24 protein-coding genes and 1 tRNA gene are annotated in these 23,375 nt (G+C 44.2%); 11 read left to right on the forward strand and 14 right to left on the reverse strand.

Annotation, left to right across the window (positions count from 1 at the left end):
* Positions 1–390: 390 nt before the first annotated feature.
* The 3 genes from AB6E52_RS09475 to AB6E52_RS09485 form a co-directional block, all read right to left on the reverse strand.
* On the reverse strand, positions 391–1,644 hold the full coding sequence (locus AB6E52_RS09475; protein ID WP_017063746.1) for an HD-GYP domain-containing protein: 1,254 nt from the start codon (positions 1,642–1,644) through the stop codon (positions 391–393).
* Positions 1,645–1,727: 83 nt separating this feature from the next.
* A complete protein-coding gene (locus AB6E52_RS09480) occupies positions 1,728–2,135 on the reverse strand; it encodes a VOC family protein (RefSeq protein WP_102320265.1) in 408 nt (135 codons plus the stop codon).
* Positions 2,136–2,585: 450 nt separating this feature from the next.
* Positions 2,586–2,670, reverse strand: a tRNA-Leu gene (locus tag AB6E52_RS09485).
* A 194-nt stretch (positions 2,671–2,864) separates the two neighbouring features.
* On the opposite strand from AB6E52_RS09485, the gene AB6E52_RS09490 reads away from it, so the two are divergent.
* Complete coding sequence (locus AB6E52_RS09490) at positions 2,865–3,341, forward strand: RDD family protein (protein ID WP_102320266.1); 477 nt, start codon at positions 2,865–2,867, stop codon at positions 3,339–3,341.
* Between the two features lie 64 nt (positions 3,342–3,405).
* On the opposite strand, the gene lptG is transcribed toward AB6E52_RS09490, so the two are convergent.
* Complete coding sequence (gene lptG, locus AB6E52_RS09495; protein WP_017058938.1) at positions 3,406–4,476, reverse strand: LPS export ABC transporter permease LptG; 1,071 nt, start codon at positions 4,474–4,476, stop codon at positions 3,406–3,408.
* A gap of 3 nt (positions 4,477–4,479) precedes the next feature.
* On the reverse strand, positions 4,480–5,580 hold the full coding sequence (gene lptF, locus AB6E52_RS09500) for an LPS export ABC transporter permease LptF (RefSeq protein WP_017058937.1): 1,101 nt from the start codon (positions 5,578–5,580) through the stop codon (positions 4,480–4,482).
* Between the two features lie 192 nt (positions 5,581–5,772).
* Between lptF and pepA the strand changes: the two genes are divergently transcribed.
* From pepA to AB6E52_RS09525, 5 genes are all read left to right on the forward strand, one after another.
* On the forward strand, positions 5,773–7,293 hold the full coding sequence (pepA, locus tag AB6E52_RS09505; RefSeq protein WP_017058936.1) for a leucyl aminopeptidase: 1,521 nt from the start codon (positions 5,773–5,775) through the stop codon (positions 7,291–7,293).
* Positions 7,294–7,392: 99 nt separating this feature from the next.
* Complete coding sequence (locus tag AB6E52_RS09510; RefSeq protein WP_017066664.1) at positions 7,393–7,842, forward strand: DNA polymerase III subunit chi; 450 nt, start codon at positions 7,393–7,395, stop codon at positions 7,840–7,842.
* Positions 7,843–7,944: 102 nt separating this feature from the next.
* Complete coding sequence (locus AB6E52_RS09515; RefSeq protein ID WP_102320267.1) at positions 7,945–10,818, forward strand: valine--tRNA ligase; 2,874 nt, start codon at positions 7,945–7,947, stop codon at positions 10,816–10,818.
* 239 nt (positions 10,819–11,057) lie between these two features.
* Positions 11,058–11,462 carry a DUF2061 domain-containing protein gene (locus AB6E52_RS09520; RefSeq protein WP_102320268.1) on the forward strand — a complete coding sequence of 135 codons (405 nt, stop codon included), beginning with the start codon at positions 11,058–11,060 and terminating at the stop codon, positions 11,460–11,462.
* Between the two features lie 47 nt (positions 11,463–11,509).
* Entirely contained in the window at positions 11,510–12,004 is a 495-nt protein-coding gene (locus AB6E52_RS09525; protein WP_017066666.1) for a GNAT family N-acetyltransferase, read from the forward strand.
* Between the two features lie 49 nt (positions 12,005–12,053).
* Here AB6E52_RS09525 and AB6E52_RS09530 read toward each other — a convergent pair whose 3' ends face one another.
* Together AB6E52_RS09530 and rraB are read right to left on the reverse strand one after the other, a co-directional pair.
* Positions 12,054–12,848: a glycosyl hydrolase 2 galactose-binding domain-containing protein gene (locus AB6E52_RS09530; RefSeq protein ID WP_017058931.1), complete on the reverse strand. Its 795-nt coding sequence runs from the start codon at positions 12,846–12,848 to the stop codon at positions 12,054–12,056.
* Positions 12,849–12,973: 125 nt separating this feature from the next.
* Positions 12,974–13,390 carry a ribonuclease E inhibitor RraB gene (rraB, locus tag AB6E52_RS09535; protein ID WP_017058930.1) on the reverse strand — a complete coding sequence of 139 codons (417 nt, stop codon included), beginning with the start codon at positions 13,388–13,390 and terminating at the stop codon, positions 12,974–12,976.
* A gap of 576 nt (positions 13,391–13,966) precedes the next feature.
* On the opposite strand from rraB, the gene arcA reads away from it, so the two are divergent.
* The 5 genes from arcA (at position 13,967) to AB6E52_RS09560 (ending at position 18,566) form a co-directional block, all read left to right on the forward strand.
* Entirely contained in the window at positions 13,967–15,187 is a 1,221-nt protein-coding gene (arcA, locus tag AB6E52_RS09540; RefSeq protein ID WP_017058929.1) for an arginine deiminase, read from the forward strand.
* A gap of 157 nt (positions 15,188–15,344) precedes the next feature.
* Positions 15,345–16,349 (forward strand): ornithine carbamoyltransferase, encoded by a 1,005-nt coding sequence (locus tag AB6E52_RS09545; protein WP_102320269.1) that lies wholly within the window; start codon positions 15,345–15,347, stop codon positions 16,347–16,349.
* A 287-nt stretch (positions 16,350–16,636) separates the two neighbouring features.
* On the forward strand, positions 16,637–17,566 hold the full coding sequence (pyrB, locus tag AB6E52_RS09550; protein ID WP_012604860.1) for an aspartate carbamoyltransferase: 930 nt from the start codon (positions 16,637–16,639) through the stop codon (positions 17,564–17,566).
* Positions 17,567–17,578: 12 nt separating this feature from the next.
* Positions 17,579–18,040 (forward strand): aspartate carbamoyltransferase regulatory subunit, encoded by a 462-nt coding sequence (pyrI, locus tag AB6E52_RS09555; protein WP_017058927.1) that lies wholly within the window; start codon positions 17,579–17,581, stop codon positions 18,038–18,040.
* Positions 18,041–18,176: 136 nt separating this feature from the next.
* On the forward strand, positions 18,177–18,566 hold the full coding sequence (locus AB6E52_RS09560; RefSeq protein ID WP_004735319.1) for a RidA family protein: 390 nt from the start codon (positions 18,177–18,179) through the stop codon (positions 18,564–18,566).
* Positions 18,567–18,691: 125 nt separating this feature from the next.
* Here the strand turns inward: AB6E52_RS09560 and AB6E52_RS09565 are convergent, their stop codons facing one another.
* The 7 genes from AB6E52_RS09565 to mlaE form a co-directional block, all read right to left on the reverse strand.
* Positions 18,692–19,417, reverse strand: a complete 726-nt coding sequence (locus AB6E52_RS09565) for a 1-acylglycerol-3-phosphate O-acyltransferase (RefSeq protein ID WP_017058926.1) — start codon at positions 19,415–19,417, stop codon at positions 18,692–18,694.
* Between the two features lie 152 nt (positions 19,418–19,569).
* Positions 19,570–20,835, reverse strand: coding sequence for a UDP-N-acetylglucosamine 1-carboxyvinyltransferase (gene murA / locus AB6E52_RS09570; protein ID WP_102320270.1), 1,266 nt, complete (start codon positions 20,833–20,835; stop codon positions 19,570–19,572).
* Between the two features lie 8 nt (positions 20,836–20,843).
* Positions 20,844–21,098, reverse strand: coding sequence for a BolA family iron metabolism protein IbaG (gene ibaG / locus AB6E52_RS09575; RefSeq protein WP_017058924.1), 255 nt, complete (start codon positions 21,096–21,098; stop codon positions 20,844–20,846).
* Positions 21,099–21,111: 13 nt separating this feature from the next.
* On the reverse strand, positions 21,112–21,420 hold the full coding sequence (locus AB6E52_RS09580) for a lipid asymmetry maintenance protein MlaB (protein WP_004735315.1): 309 nt from the start codon (positions 21,418–21,420) through the stop codon (positions 21,112–21,114).
* Complete coding sequence (locus AB6E52_RS09585) at positions 21,420–22,049, reverse strand: phospholipid-binding protein MlaC (protein ID WP_120459707.1); 630 nt, start codon at positions 22,047–22,049, stop codon at positions 21,420–21,422. The genes AB6E52_RS09580 and AB6E52_RS09585 overlap by 1 nt, the downstream gene beginning before the upstream one ends.
* Positions 22,050–22,101: 52 nt before the next feature.
* Entirely contained in the window at positions 22,102–22,593 is a 492-nt protein-coding gene (gene mlaD / locus AB6E52_RS09590; protein WP_017058921.1) for an outer membrane lipid asymmetry maintenance protein MlaD, read from the reverse strand.
* A 2-nt stretch (positions 22,594–22,595) separates the two neighbouring features.
* Positions 22,596–23,375 carry a lipid asymmetry maintenance ABC transporter permease subunit MlaE gene (mlaE, locus tag AB6E52_RS09595; RefSeq protein ID WP_017058920.1) on the reverse strand — a complete coding sequence of 260 codons (780 nt, stop codon included), beginning with the start codon at positions 23,373–23,375 and terminating at the stop codon, positions 22,596–22,598.

Consider the following 23,375-nt stretch of genomic DNA (forward strand, 5'->3'; position numbering starts at 1 on the left):
ATATTCATCAACGAGTGCCCACACAGATTGATAGGTTTAAATTATTAAAGAGCTTCTCTTCGTTGTGACTTACATCACTTCGGAAGAGGCGGCCATTCTAGCGATTTAATTCTCAGTGTCAAACACTTATTTGGAATTAATTCCTACTTTCTAAAAGTAGAAGCGAATCATCGCTTAAAGCTAGTTGCCTTACTAACATTTCTCGCTGAAGCCTTGTGGCGTCTGCCGTGTCAGTGAGGCGGCATTATAGAGATGCCGCTCATATTGGCAAGCAATAAATGCGTTTTTTATTAAAAAAAGAGGTTAAGCGAAGACATTTCAACCAAGGGCTTATTTATACCACTTTCACCCCAAGTTTCGAACAAATTACCCACAACGACCTGTGGATAACTACTCTCCACTATCAAAAAAGTAAGATAAACGAGCCCTAGGGTTTAGATACTCTCGAACTTGTTCAGGTAATTTGCTTGGATGAACGGCATTAACGATTTTGATCTCTTTAATAAAGAGGTCAATGATCGGAGCTTGGGTTCTTGGCACGCTAGGATCATAGATAAGTACATTTGGATAAAGCATATGTTTAGCGTTAACGGATATCACAATCCCAATCGAGTCATTTGAAAGCTGTACTACAGTTCCTGGTGGATAGACTCCCATGAACTTAACTAACAGCCCCAAGTTATCTTGGCTATATAGATGCTTGCAGCTCTTATATAGGTGGGACAGTGCCAAATACGGGATCATTTGTTGAGATTGCGTTTTACCATGGCAAAGGTTATCAAATGCATTAGCCACGGCGACTATCTTGGCAAATTCATCAATCTCATGTTCTTTTAAGCCCTCGGGGTAGCCAGAACCATCATTCATCTCATGATGTTGAGCGATCACCTTTTTAGCACTTTCAGGAAAGTCATCAATTGCCGATACAATATCCGCACCGTATTTAGTATGAAGCTTCAGGTAGTTCTCTTCTGGCACCGTTAGTGCACTCTGCTTTCTTAGTATCGCGACTGGTATTTTGATCTTGCCTACATCGTGAAACAACGCTGCGAATGAGAGGTCTTTCAATTGCTGTGTGTTATAGCCTTTGGCCTTTCCTATCATCAGTGCAACAACCGAAACATTTAGAGTATGAAAGTAAATATCTTCGAAATCTGCTTTAGCATTCATAAGGTGCAAGGTGACGTTATCATCGCTCACTAGAGTTTCAACGATATCATCAACAAGAGCCTTAACCTCCCCTACCGCATCTAAAGGTCTGTTACGGATCTTGGTCATCACAGATCGCATTCGAGCAAGCGAACGTTCAAACTCTCTCTCACAATGACTCACCCTGCGGCGGTAAGAGCTAAGGGTTTCGATACGCTCATGCTTATCTTTCCACATTCTTTCCGTTTCAAGGCTTACCTGTGAATCAATATCGACTTCTTGTTCACCTACGTGATTAACAGGTAAAGGTGAGGTATCACTTTGACTCAGGTTTATATAGACGTGCTTAATCCCAAGATGTCGAATTACTTTTACTTGAGCGTCATCTTTGATTTTAAAGCTGTTGAATAAAAATGGGTGTTCATTCCATTTTACGGGGAGTCGTATATGCAGACCGGGCTGAATGCGATCTACGGTAATCTTTATGCTGCCCATTTTTATATATAATATTGATGATTAATCTCTATTTATAATTCTAATAAAACCAAGCAGCAATTTCACTATCCAATTTCACAGGCTCAACTTAAAGAGTCGCAGTGCACCATCCAGCGTATACCGAATTTATCTTCTACTTTGCCAAATCGAGCCCCCCAAAAAGTATCTGCGAGTGGAGTCATTATCCGCCCTCCCTTCTTGAGCTTTTCAAAGATTTGCTCTTGAGTCGTCGTATCCTCAGTAACAAGGGAGAGTGCAAGATTGTTTCCTTCTAATTCTTTCGCTTTGACGCCATCTGACATCATAAGCTTCATACCGAATGCTTCAAACTCTGCGTGCATAACCCAATCAGGCTGAGCACCCTCTATTACCTGTGGTGCGTCACTAAATAGTTGTTTTGATAAAACTACACCACCAAAGCACTTGTGATAAAAGTCCAATGCTTCATTACAACGACCATCAAAAAATAAGTAAGGGGTTACTTTCAGCATATCTCTCTCCTTTATGATCTATCTTAAACATAGACAATAGATGTGAGAATTAAAGGTAACATTCTGATTTAAGATAATTAATTCATTGGCACATTAGATTACGAAGAGAAATGATGAAATTTAGGAATGAAACATCAAGATCTGACTGATTGAACAGGCATACCTGCCGCCACCGTGAAGGCAATGCTTCCTATACCCCACAACAAAGCCCCGATTTTCATCTAGGCTTTGTCATTTAAATATGGTGCCGGTAGGTGACTTGACTGGGCTTGCATCCAAGCCGACACGCTGGATTTAAAATTCACAAACGCCCAAAGCGACCTTTCTATGTTTGGTACCGGTAGGCGGACTGATTGGACAGGCATTCCTGCCGCCACCGCGAAGGCAACGCTTCCTATATCCCAGATACAACAAAGCCCCGACTTTCGTCGAGGCTTTGTCATTTAAATATGGTACCGGTAGGCGGACTTGAACCGCCACGCCCGAAGGCAACGGATTTTGAATCCGTCGTGTATACCAATTTCACCATACCGGCATTATCTTGGGGCATTGCCCTTTCGATGTTTGGCATTATACGTATGCGAACTGATGTGGCAAGTATAAAAACTTGAATTCATGTGTGTTTGCCGATAATTTCGCCACTAAGTCATAAGCTGTGCGTCATGTCTCTTTTCAGGCTAAGCCTTAAACTATATTCTGACGCCTCAATTTTTAAAGAAGTAATAACACATGACATCAACAAACACTCTGCCACCAGCAGGAGTCATGCGCCGATTTGGTGCCTTGTTCTACGACGCTCTGATCGTAATCGCTATTGAAATGTTGGCGGCTGGCGTCATTGTCGCTCTACTGCACGCACTCATGGCTCTCGGCATTTTTAACCACAGCGGATATGCCGATGTTAGTGACTTCTTAACCAACCATCCGATTTGGAGCCCTGCATACACCTTTTACTTAGTGGCCGTTTGGGTATATTTCTTCGTCTTCTTCTGGACTAGAGCTGGTCAGACTCTCGGCATGAGAGCTTGGAAGCTGCGCGTTCAAAACAAAGATGGCTCAGCGATCACAGTAACGCAGGCGCTGATTCGTTTAGGTACTTCAGGTTTTGGATTGGCAAACCTATGTGTTCCATTCGATCCTGAAAAACGTGGCTTTCACGATATCTGGGCAAAGACAAAAGTCGTAGTGTTACCACAAGTACGATAGCGTGATTTAAGTTAGCTCCAATCAAGATCAAAAAAGGAAGGCGTTATGCCTTCCTTTTTTCTATTTACAGTTTCCGCCTCAAGAGCATGATGGCAATTCCAAGGAATACCACGCTCGGGGCTATTGCGCCAAAGGCAGGCGGTATTTGATAAACCAAACTCACCGGGCCAAAGAACTCACTGGATATATAGAAGGTAAAGCCAGCAATAACTCCTGACAAAATCCTCGCACCCATGGTCACGCTACGCAAAGGACCAAAGATAAACGACAGTGCCATCAACATCATAACCGCGATCGAAATTGGCTGGGTTATCTTTCTCCACAGCGCCAATTCATAGCGTGATGCATCTTGCTCTGACGCCTTCAGATAAGAAACATAATCATACAGCCCACTTAACGATAGCTCTTCTGGTTTAACCGTTACTATCGCCAACTTGTCTGGAGCTAATGAAGTTTCCCAAGAGTAAGTCGGTAGGCTTTCTTTGGTAATTTGAAGCTCATTTTCAAAAGACGTGATCTCTACATCCTTCATCGTCCAAACGTTGTCTCCAACGTAATCAACTTCGTCAGAATAAATAGCGGTCTTAAGTGCCTTGTTTTCATCAAAGCGCCACATGTTCATGCCATATAGTTTCTGGTCATCGATTTTGACAATAAAAATGAAGTCATTGGCATCACGAGCCCAAACACCACTTTGCGTCGAGATAATATTACCACCAGCAATCGAGATAGTTCTTAAATCACGAGCCATTTTCTGCGCTTGCGGTGCACCCCACTGACCAAGCAATGTCACCACGATCATCAGTGGAATAGCCGTTTTAAGTACCGATAGGCCGATATCTAACTTAGAGAAACCAGCTGCCTGCATAACGACAAGCTCAGAACTTGCAGCAAGCATACCAAGCCCTATCAATGCGCCAAGCAATGCAGCCATTGGAAAGAACATTTCGATATCACGAGGGATACTCAATAAAACGAAATACAGCGCTTGTAATAGATCGTATGTACCACGGCCAACTTTTCTTAGCTGTTCTACATATTTGATGATCCCAGAGAGACCAACAAACGTCACCAATACCAGTGACGTCGTTGCGATGATGGTTCTGCCTATATATAAATCGAGAATCTTAAACACGGCTTAAGCCAACCTCTTATTCTTGAATTTTTCTTTCAAACGCCTTACTGGCACGCTATCCATAAAGTTGGCACCAATCGCGACAAATAACAATAACGCATTGATTGGCCACATGCCGATTACCGCAGGAATGCTCCCCTCTTCGATTGAAGACTTGGTTGCACTGATTGCTAAGAAATAGGTGAGATAAATCAGTATTGCTGGGCCGATTTTCGCAAAACGACCTTGTCGAGGGTTTACCGCAGACAGTGGCACGACAAGCATGGTCAACAATGGAATACAAAGTACCAAAGAAATACGCCACTGCAACTCTGCTTTCGCACTATTATTTGAGTTACCAATCAGTTCAAGCGTAGGGATCGCTTCCCAGTCTCGACCTTTCTTCTCAACTTCACGCTGACCAATCAGGCCTTCGTATTCTTCAAAGTGCGTCACCCTGTAGTCGAGGCGAGTCGGAATGCCTTCATGACGAGTACCATCGTACATTACGATCACTTGGCGACCATCACTGAGCTCTTTTACATCACCTGACTTCGAGAACATCACACTTGGCAGTACAGAATCACGCGGACGCATTTGAGCTACGAACACGTTTTCTAACTTATTACCGTCGATATCATCAATAAACACGACAGAAGAGCCATCCGGCGTACCTTCAAACTTACCTTTTGGTAGCAAATCAACGCTGTTCTCTGCAGCTACTTCTTCATACATTTGTTCAACTTTGTCTTGTGACCAAGGAGATAACCAAAATGAGTTAAAGGCTGCAACAGATGCCGTAATTAAAGCGAGGTAAAGCGCAGATTGGATCAGGAATTTATTACCGATACCGGTGGCGTTCATGACCACTATTTCACTTTCAGCGTAAAGGCGGCCAAAAGTAAGCAAAATACCAATATAGATACTGAGTGGAAGCATCAATAGGCCCATCGCTGGCATATTTAAGCCAACAATCGACAATATAAGACTCGCAGGGATATCACCATCAGAGGCATCCGCTAAAACACTGATGAATTTTTGGCTGAGAAACACGAGAAAGAGAACAAAAAAGATCGCAAATTGGCTCTTGATTGTCTCGCGGATCAAATATCTAACAATAATCACGCTCAAATTACCTATACAAAACTTGTTTTTTTGATTGAATCACTATAATTTCCCGTTGAACCTTTTATTTTTTTAAATTTTTAGCTAAGTGTTAGCGTTCTTCTTTAAGGTTAGTTCCATTATAGGATCCAACAAGTAAGAACCCATTATCTAACATTTAGTTCGATTTGTCTTCAGGATGTAGGAGTACGCATGGAGTTCAGTGTAAAAAGTGGCAGCCCAGAGAAACAGCGCAGCGCATGTATCGTTGTCGGTGTATTCGAACCGCGCCGCCTTTCTCCAGTCGCCGAGCAATTAGATAAGATTAGCGATGGCTACATTAGTTCACTGCTTCGTCGCGGTGATCTAGAGGGTAAACCTGGCCAGATGCTACTACTGCATCAAGTACCTGGTGTACTTTCAGAACGTGTTCTACTGGTAGGCTGTGGTAAAGAACGTGAGCTAGGCGAGCGTCAATACAAAGAAATTATCCAAAAAACCATCAGTACACTAAACGAAACAGGTTCTATGGAAGCTGTATGTTTCCTTACAGAACTTCACGTTAAAGGTCGCGACACTTATTGGAAAGTTCGCCAAGCGGTAGAAGCGACTAAAGATGGTCTTTACACATTTGACCAATTCAAGAGCAACAAGCCAGAGACTCGTCGCCCACTACGTAAATTGGTATTCAATGTACCAACACGTCGCGAATTGAGCCTGGGTGAGAAAGCAATCTCTCACGGCCTTGCTATTGCTTCAGGTGTAAAAGCGTCTAAAGATCTAGGCAACATGCCACCAAACATCGCAAACCCTGCTTACCTTGCTTCTCAAGCTCGTCGTTTAGCCGACGATTACGAGACAGTGAAGACTAAGATCATTGGCGAAGAAGAGATGGAAAAACTGGGTATGACATCATACCTAGCAGTTGGCCGTGGCTCTAAAAATGAATCGATGATGTCTATCATGGAATACAAAGGCGCTCCGGATCCAGATGCGAAGCCGATTGTATTAGTAGGTAAAGGTCTGACTTTCGATTCAGGCGGTATCTCGCTTAAGCCTGGTGAAGGCATGGATGAGATGAAGTACGACATGTGTGGTGCGGCGTCTGTATTCGGTACAATGAAAGCACTGGCTAAGCTGAACCTGCCTATTAACGTGGTTGGTATCCTAGCCGGTTGTGAAAACATGCCGGGCAGCAATGCTTACCGTCCAGGTGATATCCTAACGACAATGTCAGGCCAAACGGTTGAAGTACTCAACACTGATGCTGAAGGTCGCTTGGTTCTATGTGATGCTCTAACTTACGTTGAGCGTTTTGAACCTGACTGTGTTGTCGATGTTGCTACGCTAACTGGCGCATGTGTTATCGCTCTAGGTCACCACATCAGTGGCGTTCTATCGAACCACAACCCACTTTCTCACGAACTTGTTAATGCTTCAGAGCAAGCAAGTGACCGTGCATGGCGTCTACCAATGGCAGACGAGTACCATGAGCAGCTAAACAGCCCATTCGCTGATATGGCGAACATCGGTGGCCGTCCTGGCGGCACAATCACTGCTGGTTGTTTCCTGTCTAAATTCACTAAGAAGTACCACTGGGCACACATCGACAGTGCTGGTACAGCTTGGAAGTCAGGCGCAGCGAAAGGCTCGACAGGTCGTCCTGTCTCAATGCTAGTCCAATTCTTATTGAACCGCAGCGGCCAAGAGACTGAAGAGCAATCTTCAAAATAATAAAAAGGGCCTACGGGCCCTTTTTTAATAAGCGCTATTTGTTAGACCCTGTTAACCAAGTAACATTGATATCCACGATTTTCAGTTCGAGTATTAAGTATGCAGACTGCTACATTTTACATTGTGCCTTCAGACAGCCCGCAAGCCAGCGAAGATGGTTTTGCTCACTATGTGCTGTTTCTTGCTCAGCACTTTGCAAAACAAGGCGCTAAACTTTATCTCAACTGTAATGACAAAGAGCATGCCGAGCGTATTGCTGAAGTTTTCTGGCAAGTCGAACCCTGTGATTTTATTGCGCACAACTTGGTTGGCGAAGGCCCGAAGTATTCAACCAACATCGAAATTGGCTATCAAGGCGTAAAACATAATTGGAATCGTCAGCTAGTAATTAATCTGGCCGATAATCATACAACCTTTGCGAACGCCTTTGCTCAGGTGATAGACTTCGTCCCTTGCGAAGAAAAAGCTAAGCAACTCGCTCGAGAAAGGTATAAAATTTACCGTCAAGCTAGATATCAGCTACAAACTATCGAGATTCAACATCCATAGTCAAACCTCATAGTTAAAGCTATCTTTGGATTTAGATTCAAGAAGCTTCACTTATGAAGTTTGACCACGATTAACCATTCACAGTATCCGTTTAAGAGCACTATGGAAAAGACATACAACCCAACATCAATCGAACAAGCTCTGTATAAGACTTGGGAAGAGAAAGGCTACTTTAAGCCACACGGTGACACATCAAAAGAAGCTTACAGCATCATGATCCCGCCACCGAACGTCACTGGCAGCCTACACATGGGTCACGCGTTCCAAGATACGATCATGGATACGCTTATCCGTGCTCAACGTATGAAAGGCAAAAACACGCTTTGGCAAGTGGGTACTGACCACGCAGGTATCGCAACTCAAATGGTTGTTGAGCGTAAGATTGCTGCCGAAGAAGGCAAAACAAAACACGACTACGGCCGTGAAGCTTTCATCGACAAGATCTGGGAATGGAAAGGCGAATCAGGTGGCACGATCACTCAACAACTTCGTCGTCTTGGTGCATCTGTAGATTGGGATCGTGAACGATTCACTATGGATGACGGCCTATCGGCTGCGACTCAAGAAGTGTTTGTTCGTCTATACGAAGAAGACCTAATCTACCGTGGTAAACGTCTAGTAAACTGGGATCCTAAACTGCACACTGCAATCTCGGATCTTGAAGTTGAAAACAAAGACAAAAAAGGTTTCATGTGGCACTTCCGCTACCCGCTAGCGAACGGTGTTAAAACGGCAGATGGTAAAGACTACATCGTTGTTGCGACTACTCGTCCTGAAACCATGCTTGGCGATACTGGTGTTGCTGTTAACCCAGAAGATCCTCGTTACAAAGATCTTATCGGCAAAGAAATCCTACTTCCTGTTGTAAACCGTCTTATCCCTATCGTAGGCGATGAGCACGCAGACATGGAAAAAGGCACGGGTTGTGTGAAGATCACTCCAGCTCATGACTTTAACGATTACGAAGTGGGTAAGCGCAACAACCTACCAATGATCAACATCCTAACGTTCAATGCTGATATCCGTGATGCTGCTGAAGTCTTCACGACTAACGGCGAAGAAAGCGATGTTTACTCAACAGGTATCCCTGCTAAGTACCAAGGTATGGAGCGTTTTGCTGCACGTAAAGCTATCGTTGCTGAATTCGATGAGCTTGGTCTTCTTGAAGAGATCAAAGATCACGACCTGACTGTCCCTTACGGCGACCGTGGTGGCGTGGTTATCGAACCAATGCTGACTGACCAATGGTACGTGCGCACAGCACCTCTTGCAGAACCTGCAGTTAAAGCGGTTGAAGATGGTCAAATCCAATTCGTACCTAAGCAGTACGAAAACATGTACTTCGCGTGGATGCGTGACGTGCAAGACTGGTGTATCTCTCGTCAACTTTGGTGGGGCCACCGTATCCCAGCATGGTACGACAACGATGGTAAAGTTTACGTAGGTCGCACTGAAGAAGAAGTTCGTGAAAAGAACAACCTAGCGCCTGTTGTTGTGCTTAAGCAAGACGACGACGTACTGGATACTTGGTTCTCTTCTGCACTTTGGACGTTCGGCACACAAGGCTGGCCTGAAGATACTGAAGCACTGAAAACATTCCACCCATCTGAAGTACTAGTATCTGGTTTTGATATTATCTTCTTCTGGGTTGCTCGTATGATCATGATGACCATGCACTTCGTGAAAGACGAAGATGGCAAGGCTCAAGTACCTTTCAAAACTGTTTACATGACAGGTCTTATCCGTGATGAAAACGGCGATAAGATGTCTAAGTCGAAAGGTAACGTACTTGACCCAATCGACATGATTGACGGCATCGGCCTTGAAGAGCTAGTAGAGAAGCGTTGTGGCAACATGATGCAACCTAAACTGGCTGCTAAGATCGAAAAGAACACACGTAAAACATTCGAAAACGGTATCGAACCCTACGGTACTGACGCACTGCGTTTCACTCTTGCTGCTATGGCTTCAACTGGCCGTGACATCAACTGGGACATGAAGCGTCTTGAAGGTTACCGTAACTTCTGTAACAAGCTATGGAACGCAAGCCGTTACGTACTAATGAACACAGAAGAGCACGACTGTGGCATGTCACTGTCTGTAGAAGACCGTGCCAACATGGAATTCTCTCTAGCAGACAAGTGGATTGAGTCTCAGTTTGAAGTTGCTGCGAAAGAGTTTAACGCTCACCTAGACAACTACCGTCTAGACATGGCAGCAAACACGCTTTACGAATTCATCTGGAACCAATTCTGTGACTGGTACTTAGAGCTAACTAAACCTGTTCTTTGGAAAGGTACTGAAGCTCAACAACAAGCGACTCGTTACACGCTTATCACGGTTCTTGAGAAGACTCTGCGTCTTGCTCACCCTGTTCTTCCTTACATCACTGAATCTATCTGGCAGAGCGTTAAGCCGCTAGTAGACGGCGTTGAAGGCGAGACAATCATGACTCAAGCGCTTCCTCAGTTTAATGAAGCTAACTTCAATGCTGAGATCGTTGACGACATCGAATGGGTTAAGACTTTCATCACCGCTATCCGTAACCTACGTGCGGAATACGACATTGCACCAAGCCAAGGCTTAGAAGTAATGATCAAAGTAGCGGATGAGAAAGATGCAGCTCGTATCGAAGCAAACAAGATCGTTCTGACTTCTCTAGCTAAGCTAGACGATATTAAAGTTCTAGCTGATGGTGAAGAGACTCCTGCTTGTGCAACTAAACTGGTTGGCAAATCTGAGTTGATGATCCCAATGGCGGGTCTTATCGACAAAGATGCAGAGCTTGCTCGTCTAGATAAAGAAGTCGCTAAGACTCACGGCGAGATTAAACGTATCGAAGGTAAGCTAGGTAACGAAGGTTTCGTTGCTAAAGCACCAGAAGCAGTTATCGCGAAAGAGCGTGAAAAGCTTGAAGGCTACCAAGAGACTCTTGTGAAGCTTGAAGAGCAAAAAGCGACAATCGCTGCGCTTTAAAACCGAGTGAACGAGAAGGCTTCGAACTTCTCGCTCTAAATAGAAAGGTTGGTCTTGGTGACCAGCCTTTTTTTATACCTCTGATTCCAATATTCCAATGCTTCTCACTCTATTCTCACTCTAGCCGCACTGATTGATAGGTTTCATCTATCAAATTAATCTCTACTTCCCATTATACTTAATGATAATAATTCTCAATAATAGACCTATCGAAACAACACAACGATTGAGTAATTATCATGAAAAAGACACTAACCTTTGCTGCATTACATTTTACTATCGCATTTAGTGTCGCTTATGTACTAACAGGCGACATCTTAATTGGTAGCTTAATCGCTATGATTGAGCCCTCTGTCAATACTGTTGCCTTCTATTTTCATGAAAAGGCGTGGGCTCAAGTTCCAGCGCTTAAAGCTCGTCAGTGGATGACCAAATTAAAAACAGCAAGCTTTGCTAGCATCCATTTTAGTGTTGCCTTTACCGTGGTCTACTTGTTGACTGGAGATGCTTTCATCGGCGGTGTGATGGCCTTGCTAGAGCCAACTTTAAATACCGTTGCTTACTACTTCCACGAGAAAGTCTGGTTACGTAAATCAGGCGACCAAATGGCACAACAACAATTCTGTTTGCACCAACATGCTTAGTCACCATATATTGGGTCACATATTAGTGACCCTTTCATAGGCAGATCATGGAACAAATTGCTGAGTTCACCCTTAGACCCATTACACCGCAAGACAACCCAAGCATCGCACAAATCATTCGCCAAGTTTCGGCTGAGCATGGACTCACAGAAGATAAAGGTTATGGCGTAGCCGACCCAACACTCGATGATATGTACTCTGTCTATAGCCAAGCGAATGCAATGTACTGGGTTATCGAACACAACGGAAAGATCGTCGGAGGCGGTGGCTTTGCCCCTCTAGCAGGTAAACCCAATGTGTGTGAGCTACAAAAGATGTACTTCTTACCGCAAACTCGAGGGCATGGCCTAGCCAAGCGAATTGTCGCTTTGAGCTTAAAGCAAGCCAAGCAACTTGGGTATCAACACATGTATTTAGAAACAACGAAGTGCTTGGGTGCTGCGGTCAAACTCTATGAGAAGCTTGGGTTTGAGCATCTTGAGTCAGCTTGGGGAGAAACAGGCCACGACGCTTGTGAGGTTGTCATGGCCAAGTCGTTATAAGCAGAATGCGCCGCTATAGCGAAAGAAGATAACGCTAAAATATACGGAGTTAACGTAGAAAGTTACTGACGCAAGAAGTTGGGTTCAAGGCAACAAAAGAACTCTCTTCTTGCCCATCAAGTACCACTTCTAATGGGTATAGATACTTGGGGTTAGGATTCTCAATATCAAAAATGATAGGAGCTTCGACCTGGAACACGACGCCAGTATGTTCAGCGCGTACATCAATCGGCATCACGAGAGTCATACCATTAAACTTGATGGATGCCGATACTAACCCCGCCTTTAGCGTTTGATAGATAACATCCACTTTAAACTCACAGCCACCACCGTGGTGCCAGATCTGCTCTGTGACAACTTGCTCTAGCTTGACGTTTCGAACGAACTGCAGGTATGGCGCTTGCCAAATCCCGATGCGTGAATCAGATTTAGCGATAGCCTGTGAAGATACAGAGTCATCCATGTCTTCTTCAAGCAATAGGCTCTCCTCTTCTTCAAGGAAAAGGATCTCGAAACGGTTTCGGCCGGACTGCATATAAGGACGGATATCTTTACGGTATTCAGCTTGGCTACCATCACAATCAAAAACAGCCACACCATTAAGTCGAACTTCAGCAAAATAATCGACTCCAGCCATCACTAACTCAACAAATGGACACGCTAACATAGCGTCATCCACTTCGATGTCGTGCATCAGGTGCCACTCTTGCTCTGCAATTTGACTTTCACTCAAGCTATCAGGGAGCTTTGAGCTTAACGGAGCCGGAAAGGTGATGTCATCTTGTGGGATAGAGAGATCCGTCAGTGGCGAAATTTGCCAAAGACCATCGAGAAGCAACCGCATATCATTCCTTGAGCTAGATCAATTTTGACCGCATTATAATGAATGAATGCATATAAAGACATTTATTTTTCTGAGGGTAAAAAAATGCCAGCTCGAGGCTGGCATTTTTTAAAATTGGGAAAGAATTACTCTTCGCCTTCATCATCTTCGTCTGGGTAGATAGCATCTTCACCTTCGTAGTAAGTGCCCCAGCCGTCGTAGATAATGTCAAACTTCTCTGCAAGGTTTACAAGCTTCTCAACTTGCTCATCAATCGCTTCTGCATTCAGAGTGCATTGCATCGTTGCATCACAACAAAGTAGCTTATTGCCATCTTCGTCTTCTGTCTCTTCAGCTTCAAGCACTTCAAAGCCCATTTTGAATGCTTCAACAACCGCTTTCTCAAGCACATCGAAATCTTCAGCAAATAGGTGATGCTCGATATCGTATAGAGCTTCAGGATCGCTACCATCTTCAATTAATGCTGTAATGATGTCGCGAGTCTCTTCCTTTTGAAATTCAATTAATTCCGCTACTGATAGATATTCATCTTCGTGAGACATGTGTCTGCTCCAGAGTGTTGACTATGAAAAGATCAAATTTGATTGCCACGAAATATGGCACGGATCGTCCAGAAAAGCCACCCAGATCAGGCCTAGAAAGGTAAGTTTATCGCGAGATCGCAGCGCCAATATCAATTCAAAAGTGAAATCAAAATCACAGAAACAAATTTTCAACATTTTATTAACTACGCCGTATTTTAGCATTTCGTTTTTGTGGCCACTTTAGGGCTTATTGAATAAAACTTGCGTGATTAGTCACGTTAGGTGCATACGCTAAACCGCTTTTGGGGTGCATAAATCCTCAGCTTGTTATCAAAAAGTGCATAATAGTGAATAAAAAATCACGATTAATAAGCAAAATTCAATTTTAACAAGCCACGAATTGAGCATAGATCCTCAAAAACGTTGTTCCGTTCGATAGCCAGTTAGTTGGAATTTAATCTGTATAAACTTAAAAATCACAGGTTTTATGACCAATTATCACCCAAATACCTTGTATTAACTCAATCTACAAAACTTGCATATTACGGACAAGCTTGTCATAAATAGACGCTGGATTAATAGTAAGGATGCAAAATGAGTAAGCTGTACGTTGGCTCCGAAGTCGGTCAATTGAGACGAGTTCTCCTAAATAGACCTGAAAGAGCACTCACCCACCTCACCCCTTCAAACTGTCATGAGCTTCTATTTGATGATGTACTTGCCGTTGAAGCCGCTGGTGAAGAACATGATGCCTTTGCAGAAACGCTGCGCAGCCAAGACGTAGAAGTACTACTGCTGCATGACCTGCTAGTAGAAACGCTTGCCGTATCTCAGGCTCGTGAGTGGTTGCTGAATACTCAAATCTCAGATTTCCGTTATGGGCCGACTTTCGCCCGTGACTTAAGAAACTACCTTGCTCAAATGGATAATGAGCATCTAGCAACGATCTTACTCGGTGGCTTGGCCTACTCTGAGCTTCCTATCAAATCATCATCGATGCTGCCTAAAATGCATCGACCACTCGATTTCGTTATCGAGCCACTGCCTAACCACCTATTTACGCGAGATACTTCTTGCTGGGTTTATGGCGGTGTATCGCTTAACCCGATGATGAAGCCTGCACGTCAACGTGAAACGAACCACCTGCGTGCTATCTACCGCTGGCACCCAGTGTTCGCAGGCCAAGATTTCATTAAGTACTTTGGTGATGAAGACCTTCACTACGACAACGCTAACATTGAAGGCGGTGACGTACTGGTTATCGGTAAAGGTGCGGTACTGGTTGGTATTTCAGAGCGTACTAAACCACAAGGTGTCGAAAACCTAGCGGCTAGCTTATTTAGATCAGGCCAAGCTACCGAAGTGATTGCGATCGATCTACCAAAACACCGCTCTTGTATGCACCTTGATACGGTGATGACACACATGGATATCGACACGTTCTCTGTCTATCCAGAGATCGTGCGTAAAGACCTAGACACTTGGCGCTTAACGCCAAAAGAAAATGGCGAAATGCGTGTCGAGAAAGCTGAAAACTACCTGTCAGCGATTGAAGGCGCGCTAGGCCTTGATCAACTGAAGATCATCACTACCGGCGGTGATAACTACGAAGCTGAGCGTGAACAGTGGAATGACGCAAACAACGTACTGACAGTGAAACCAGGTACCGTGATTGGTTATGAACGTAATGTTTACACCAATGAGAAATACGACAAAGCGGGTATCGAAGTTCTAACGATTCCTGGCAACGAGCTAGGCCGTGGTCGTGGCGGCGCGCGCTGTATGAGTTGCCCTATCGAAAGAGATGGTATCTAAGTCAAAGAGCTCAGTTAAACAGACTCAATAATCTTATCTAGGCCAGTATTCATTTACTGGCCTTTTTTATCAAATTAATAAAATAAATATTCACAAATATAGCATTTTTATGTTTAACTAAGTTCTTCATTGATTCTATATACGCAAGGAGCGAGAGATGGCCTTTAATCTTCGCAATCGTAACTTTCTAAAACTTCTCGACTTTACTCCTAAAGAGATTCAGTTTTTACTCGACCTGTCTGCTGACCTAAAAAAAGCTAAGTATGCAGGCACTGAGCAGAAGAAACTCAACGGCAAAAACATTGCTTTGATCTTCGAGAAAGCATCAACTCGAACACGATGTGCGTTTGAAGTGGCCGCCTTTGAGCAAGGTGCTCAAGTCTCTTACCTTGGCCCTTCTGGTTCTCAGATTGGTCAAAAAGAATCAATGAAAGATACGGCGCGTGTATTGGGACGCATGTACGATGGCATTGAATATCGTGGCTTTGGCCAAAGTATCGTTGAAGACTTAGGCGCTTATGCGGGCGTGCCGGTTTGGAATGGTTTAACCGATGAGTTCCACCCTACTCAGATTTTGGCTGATTTCCTCACTATGCTTGAGCATGGTCGCGGAAAACATCTGCACCAAATCAGCTTTGCTTACCTAGGCGATGCACGCAATAACATGGGTAACTCTCTGTTAGTCGGAGCCGCGAAGATGGGCATGGATATTCGCCTTGTCGCGCCTAAAGCATTCTGGCCAGAAGAGCAGCTTGTTGAAGAGTGCCAAGCTATCGCGCAAAGCACAGGTGCCAACATCACGCTGACAGAAGACGTTGCTGAAGGTGTTCAAGGCTGTGATTTCCTTTATACCGATGTTTGGGTTTCAATGGGCGAGGCCCCTGAAGCTTGGGACGAACGTGTAGCGGTAATGAAACCATACCAAGTGAATATGGATGTCATTAAGCTCACTGGCAATCCTCAAGTGAAATTCATGCACTGCCTACCCGCTTTCCACAACAATGAAACTGTGATTGGTCAGCAAGTCTCTGACAAGTATGGAATGAACGGCTTGGAAGTGACTGACGAAGTGTTTGAATCTGACTACTCGATTGTATTTGATGAAGCGGAAAATCGCATGCACACCATCAAGGCGGTGATGGTCGCGACGCTTGGTCAATAGACAATAATGAAAGTAAACAAAAGCTTGATGTAATCGCTTGCGCTCACAAATTGAAAGCGTATAATTCTCGGCAATTTGTCTGAGAGTAGTGAAAATGACGCCAACCAATATTGTGATAAAACATAATGATATTGTGAAAACACATAGTAATATTGTGAAAACACCAAATATTGCTCGCAAGCTAGCATGCTTGCCAGGCCGTCTATTCTGCTTTTCAGCACTTTTTTAAAGCCTCCCATTATGGGGGGCTTTTTTATGGCCAATACATTATTGTGGGGAAGAAGATCATGGCGAATTCGCTCTATCAAAAGCACATCATCTCAATTCCAGAGCTTTCTCGTGAAGAGCTAGAATTAATTGTTCAAACGGCAGGTCAGCTAAAGGCTGAGCCAAACCCAGAACTCATCAAGAACAAAGTTGTTGCCAGTTGCTTCTTCGAACCTTCTACGCGAACTCGTCTCTCTTTTGAAACTGCGATTCAACGCATCGGTGGTGATGTGATTGGTTTCGACAGTGGTGGTAACACTTCTTTGGCAAAGAAAGGCGAAACGCTAGCGGACTCGGTACAGGTTATCTCTTCATACGTTGACGCTTACGTGATGCGTCACCCTCAAGAAGGCGCAGCGCGTCTGGCTTCTGAGTTCTCAAACGGTGTACCTGTTATTAACGCAGGTGACGGCGCAAACCAACACCCAACACAAACGTTATTAGACCTATTCTCTATCGCTGAGACACAAGGCCGCCTAGACAACTTAAACGTTGCATTCGTTGGTGACCTTAAGTACGGCCGCACGGTTCACTCGTTGACTCAAGCACTAGCGAAGTTCGACAACATCTGTTTCTACTTCGTTGCTCCAGAAGCTCTAGCGATGCCAGACTACATTTGCGAAGAGCTTGATGAAGCGGGCATCAAGTACCAACTATTGACGGACATGGAAGATGTCATTCCTGAGCTCGATGTCTTGTACATGACTCGAGTTCAAAAAGAGCGCTTCGATGAGTCAGAATACGCGCACATCAAATCCGCATACATCCTGACCGCTTCGATGCTGGAAAATGCACGCGATAACTTGAAGGTTCTGCACCCTCTTCCTCGCGTTGATGAAATTACTGTCGATGTCGATAAAACACCTTACGCTTACTACTTCCAGCAAGCAGAGAATGGTGTTTACGCTCGTGAAGCATTGCTAGCCCTTGTTCTTAACGAAACGCTGTAGAGGAGAGATATCATGTCTAAAGAGACTCAATTAAAAGTTGAAGCAATCAGAAACGGTACTGTTATCGACCATATCCCAGCTAATATCGGGATCAAGGTGCTAAAACTGTTCGACATGCACAATTCTCATCAGCGCGTGACGATTGGCCTGAATCTACCGTCTTCTGCACTAGGCGGAAAAGACCTGCTCAAGATTGAGAATGTGTTTATCACAGAAGAACAGGCGAGCAAGCTGGCACTTTATGCGCCTCATGCAACAGTAAACCAAATCGAAGATTACGAAGTAGTTAAGAAGCTACCACTAGAACTTCCTGAGCAAATCAACGATGTGTTCGAGTGTCCAAACACCAACTGTATTACTCACAATGAACCGGTTGAAAGCAGCTTTAAGATCTTTGAAAAGAAAGAAGATATTCGATTGAAGTGTAAGTATTGCGAAAAAGTCTTCTCTCGCGAGATCGTGACAGAAAGATAACGTCATACTGCAAAGAAGACCGAATGTAAAAACTATCAAATACCTCGCCTGTGCGGGGTATTTTGCGCTTTACCTATCCAAAGTTTGAAGGCACACTGAAAATTGATTTTTATCTAATAACTGATGGAATAAACCAATGACTAAAGTACTTCACACAGAATCTGCTCCAGCTGCAATCGGCCCATACGTACAAGGCGTTGACCTTGGCAACATGGTACTGACTTCTGGTCAAATCCCAGTAAATCCAGCAACTGGTGAAGTATCTGCTGATATCGCAGAGCAAGCTCGCCAATCTCTAGACAACGTTCAAGCGGTTGTTGAAGCTTCAGGCCTGACTGTAAAAGACATCGTAAAACTAACGGTATTCGTTAAAGACCTAAACGACTTCGGCACAGTAAACGAAGTTTACGGTAAATTCTTCGATGAGCACGGCGTTGCAAACTACCCTGCACGTTCATGTGTTGAAGTAGCTCGTCTGCCAAAAGATGTAGGTATCGAGATCGAAGCTATTGCGGTTCGCAAATAGGTTTTAATCTTTAGATTAAACACCTTCTAATAAACGACTTAGCGTAATACTGGGTGTTTATTAGATACAAAAAAAGGTTGCCCAGTTGGCAACCTTTTTTATTGTTCATCGTTTCGCTTAGATAATTACTTTTTATTAAGCTCAACCACTTCTTTGTCTAACTCTTCAAGTTTCGCAGCCATCTGCTCACGAGCTAGGTTAGCCAGTTCACGAACATTAGACTTGTCGTAGCCTTCAGTGCTGATTGGTGGCAGCATTTCAACAATCACGTGACCATTGTTCCAACGGTTTAGCTTCACGCCACCGGTTGAGCTACACACGATAGGGATGATAGGCAAGCCAGCACCAATCGCAGCATGGAATGCACCTGTTTTGAATGGCAGCAGACCACGGCCACGAGAACGAGTGCCTTCAGGGAACATCCAAACTGAAACATCGCTCTCTTTTAGACTCGTCACGACCTGATCAATCGTACCTACCGCTTTGCTACGGTTAGCACGGTCAATTAGGATGTTACCCGTCAACCAGTAAAGCTGACCAAATAGAGGCATCCACACTAGGCTTTTCTTACCAACAGTTACCACTTTTGGCGTTACCGCTGATGAAATCGTGAATAGATCCCAGCTGTTTTGGTGGTTCGCCACATAAACATGTTGGCCGCGAGAGTAGGCATCTTCTGGGATGCGAAGCTCTAACTTCATGCCGAAGATCTTCGACATGCGACCGAAATAACGGCCAAAGGTAAATACGTGTTTCGGGTTGCGTGGACTTAATAGGCAGTAACCACAACCAAATACAAACATAAGAATCGCAAATATCGCCACTGCGAAAATACGTAATATTGCTATCATTTTGTTCCTCACCGACCGCCAAGTTGATTCATCTATTCGCGCAAAAATGAGCAATAGATTTACTCGCGGTAAATACAACTATAAAAAAGCCGAAACCAAGGTTCCGACTTTTATGTTTTCATCTTACTGATTCATGAATCCACTAACCTAGGTTAGTTCGACTCACTAAATCGTGTAATGTTTGCGCCTAAGGCTGACAATTTATCTTCAATCTTATCGTAGCCACGATCGATGTGATAAATACGGTCAACGATGGTTTCACCTTGAGCAATACAGCCAGCAATAACAAGGCTCGCAGATGCGCGAAGGTCCGTTGCCATTACTTGAGCGCCGCTCAGTTTTTCCGTTTCACCACAGATAGCCGTGTTACCTTCGATTTCCGCTTTTGCACCCATTCGCTGTAACTCAGGAATGTGCATAAAACGGTTTTCAAAGATAGTCTCAGTGATAACACCACTGCCCTTCGCCATCATGTTAAGCAGAGTAAACTGTGCTTGCATGTCGGTTGGGAAACCAGGGTGAGGTGCCGTTACGATTTTCACCGCTTTCAGTTCACGACCCGTCATATCAAGACTGATCCAGTCTTCGTCCGTTTCAACCTTCGCACCCGCTTCTTCAAGCTTCGCTAAGGCAGCTTCAAGAAGATGAGCGTTGGTGTTGCGACAAACCACTTTACCGCCAGAAACAGCAGCAGCAACCAGGAAAGTACCTGTTTCAATACGGTCAGCAACCACAGAGTGTTGGCCACCACCAAGACGTTCAACGCCTTCGATAGTAATAGTATCTGTACCTGCGCCAGAAATTTTAGCACCCAGTTTGTTTAGGAAGTCAGCCGTATCAACAATCTCAGGCTCACGCGCTGAGTTATCGAGTACTGTTGTTCCTTCCGCTAGCGTTGCTGCACACATGATAGTAATGGTGGCACCCACACTTACTTTATCCATCACGATGTGCGCGCCTTTCAGACGGCCATCAACACTTGCTTTCACATAACCATCTTCCAACTTAATGGTCGCACCTAGTTGCTCTAGGCCGTGGATATGCAGATCAACAGGTCGAGCACCAATTGCACAACCGCCTGGAAGTGACACTTGGCCTTCACCAAAACGAGCGACTAGAGGACCTAAAGCCCAGATAGAAGCACGCATTGTTTTCACTAAATCGTAAGGCGCACAAAATTCATTAATTTCGCTGCCATCAACATGAACACTACCATTACGCGATACTTTTGCGCCTAAACGCTTAAGCAGTTCCATCGTAGTATCGATGTCACGTAGGTGAGGAACGTTACTTACTTCCACTGGCTCTTCAGCAAGAATTGAAGCAAATAAGATAGGTAGCGCTGCATTTTTTGCGCCTGAGATCGTCACTTCACCGCTTAGCGGCTTATCCGATCCAATAACTCGAAACTTTTCCATCATAAACCTTAAAGTGACATCAGTTTCTTATCACGTTCCCACTCTTCCGGCGTGAAAGCCTTAATAGAAAGAGCATGGATGTCATTGCGTTGAATGTATTCCATTAGTGGGCCGTAGATTAGTTGCTGCTTCTTAACTCGATTCATGCCGTCAAAACATGGATCAACCGCAACAACTTCGTAATGACTGCCTTCCCCTTTCACGAAAATTTCCTGAAGGTTCAGTGCTTCTGCTAATAATTCTTGTACTTTTGTGCTGTCCACAAATAGCTCCTGCCTAATTTTTTATGTGTTCTGCCATCATTGGCTGGATATTGCTCAATTGGAACAACGTTCGTAATTGTTCTGGCACGAAACTGAGCATTATATGACAGTTTTGATTTTTTGCATGCTCTAATAAGTGAATTAGCATCACCATTCCTGCTGAATCGACTCGATTTATATGGCTAAGGTCAATTTCAACGCTCGATTCCGTTGTTTGCCACTTTTCCAATATTCGCCAGATTGCAGGAACGCTGTCTCGGTCGATATCACCGAGCAGCTGATACTCTTTAGAGCTTAGTGCTTGCCATTGAGAATGGCTCATTATTTGTTGCTCTCAAAACGAATGGGCTGCGCTGCCAATTTCTCTAGTTCGTCAGCAACTTGTAAGATGCCTTCTTGACGAATTTTCGTATTCCACTCTGACTGCTTGCTTGATAATAGACTAATACCTTCCGCAACCATATCGAATGCCTTCCATTCGCCTGACTTCTTATCTTTGCGTAACTTAAATTCAAGCTTAATGTTTGGTCGCGGCGTATCAATGATGTCGACCTTGATACTGGTAATGCGGCTATCCGCTTTGATTTTTGGTTCTGGACCAAATTCAATCGTCTGATCTGTGTATTGAGTCAGCACTTGGGCATAAGAAGAAACAAGGTATTTACGGAATGAATCGATAAACACGCCCACGTCTTTTCTATCCGCGCCTTTCAAGTTTGGTCCAAGTAACTTAAGAGCTGCATATTGTGCATTCACATAAGGCATCAACTCTTCTTCCACGATGACCTTCAATAACTCTGGATCTTGGTGGATGTTGTCTTGTTCACTCTTCAAACGCTCAAATGCCACTTCGGCAACTTGAGTCATCATCTGGTAAGGCTGAGTACGGTCAATCGATTCTGCAGCAAAGGCTTGGGTAGAAATAAGCAACGCCATTGCCGCCATAAACATTGATTTCAAGTAACCAATAGCTTTTAAATAACTAATAGTTTTCAACATTATCTTATTCCTTAGCTTCGCTGTCATTAGAACCACCAACGCTATACAGCACTTGGCCAATCAAATCTTCTAGTACCAATGCTGACTTAGTGTCTTCAATTGAATCACCATCGACCAACATCTCTTCATCATCAAAAATGAAGCCTGGAACCAGACTAATGTACTGCTCACCAATTAAGCCAGATGTTAAAATTTGAGCACTAGAGGTATCTGGAAATTGTGAGTACTTCCCGTCAATAGACAGTTCAACGACAGGAAGGTAGCTCTCGGTATCAAGCTCAATGCTTTTAACTCGTCCAACAACGACGCCACCCACTTTCACTGGAGAACGAACTTTTAGGCTGCCAATGTTGTCAAAGGTCGCTTTTAGATTGTAAGTATGGTTCGAACCTATGCCTTTTACGTCAGCGACTTGAAAGATCATGATTAAGATTGCGCAAATTCCGGCAATAACAAAGGTGCCGACCCATAATTCTAATTTTCGAGTTTGTTGCATGATTAATTCCCAAACATCAATGCGGTAAGAACAAAATCTAGCCCTAGTACCGCTAGAGAAGAGTGCACTACAGTGCGTGTGGTTGCCTGACTGATACCTTCTGAAGTCGGTACTGCGTCATAACCATTGAAAAGTGCGATCCAAGTTACGGTGATAGCGAAGACCATACATTTGATCATGCTGTTACCAATATCTCGGCCAAGTTCTACTGAAGACTGCATCGCAGACCAGAAACTGCCGTGATCAATGCCTTTCCAATCAACACCAACCAGTTGACCGCCCCAAATACCTACCGCCATAAAAATCATAGCAAGCAATGGCATTGAGATAAGCCCGGCCCAAAGACGTGGTGCAATAATGCGTTTAAGAGGGTCAACGGCCATCATCTCAAGGCTTGAGATCTGCTCTGTTGCCTTCATTAACCCAATCTCTGCCGTGAGTGCTGAACCGGCTCGACCTGCAAATAATAACGCAGTCACCACAGGCCCCAACTCACGCAACAGTGAAAGCGCGACCATTTGACCAAGGTTTCCCTCAGCACCGTAGTCAATTAACACGACATAGCCCTGCAGGCTGAGCACCATGCCGATAAACAGACCCGAAACTAAAATAATAGCCAATGACTGAACGCCAACGCTATAAAGTTGTTTTACTAATAAGGGGAAGTTTTTTAGTCGCGGGATGCCAAACAAAGCCCCAAATAACATCAGGCTTGCTCGACCAAATGACTCACAGCTCGCAAGTGTACGCTTACCGACACCCGCAATAGTTTTAACAATCAT

The sequence above is a fragment of the Vibrio sp. 10N.247.311.13 genome, assembly GCF_041467595.1.
Classification (GTDB): domain Bacteria; phylum Pseudomonadota; class Gammaproteobacteria; order Enterobacterales; family Vibrionaceae; genus Vibrio; species Vibrio crassostreae_C.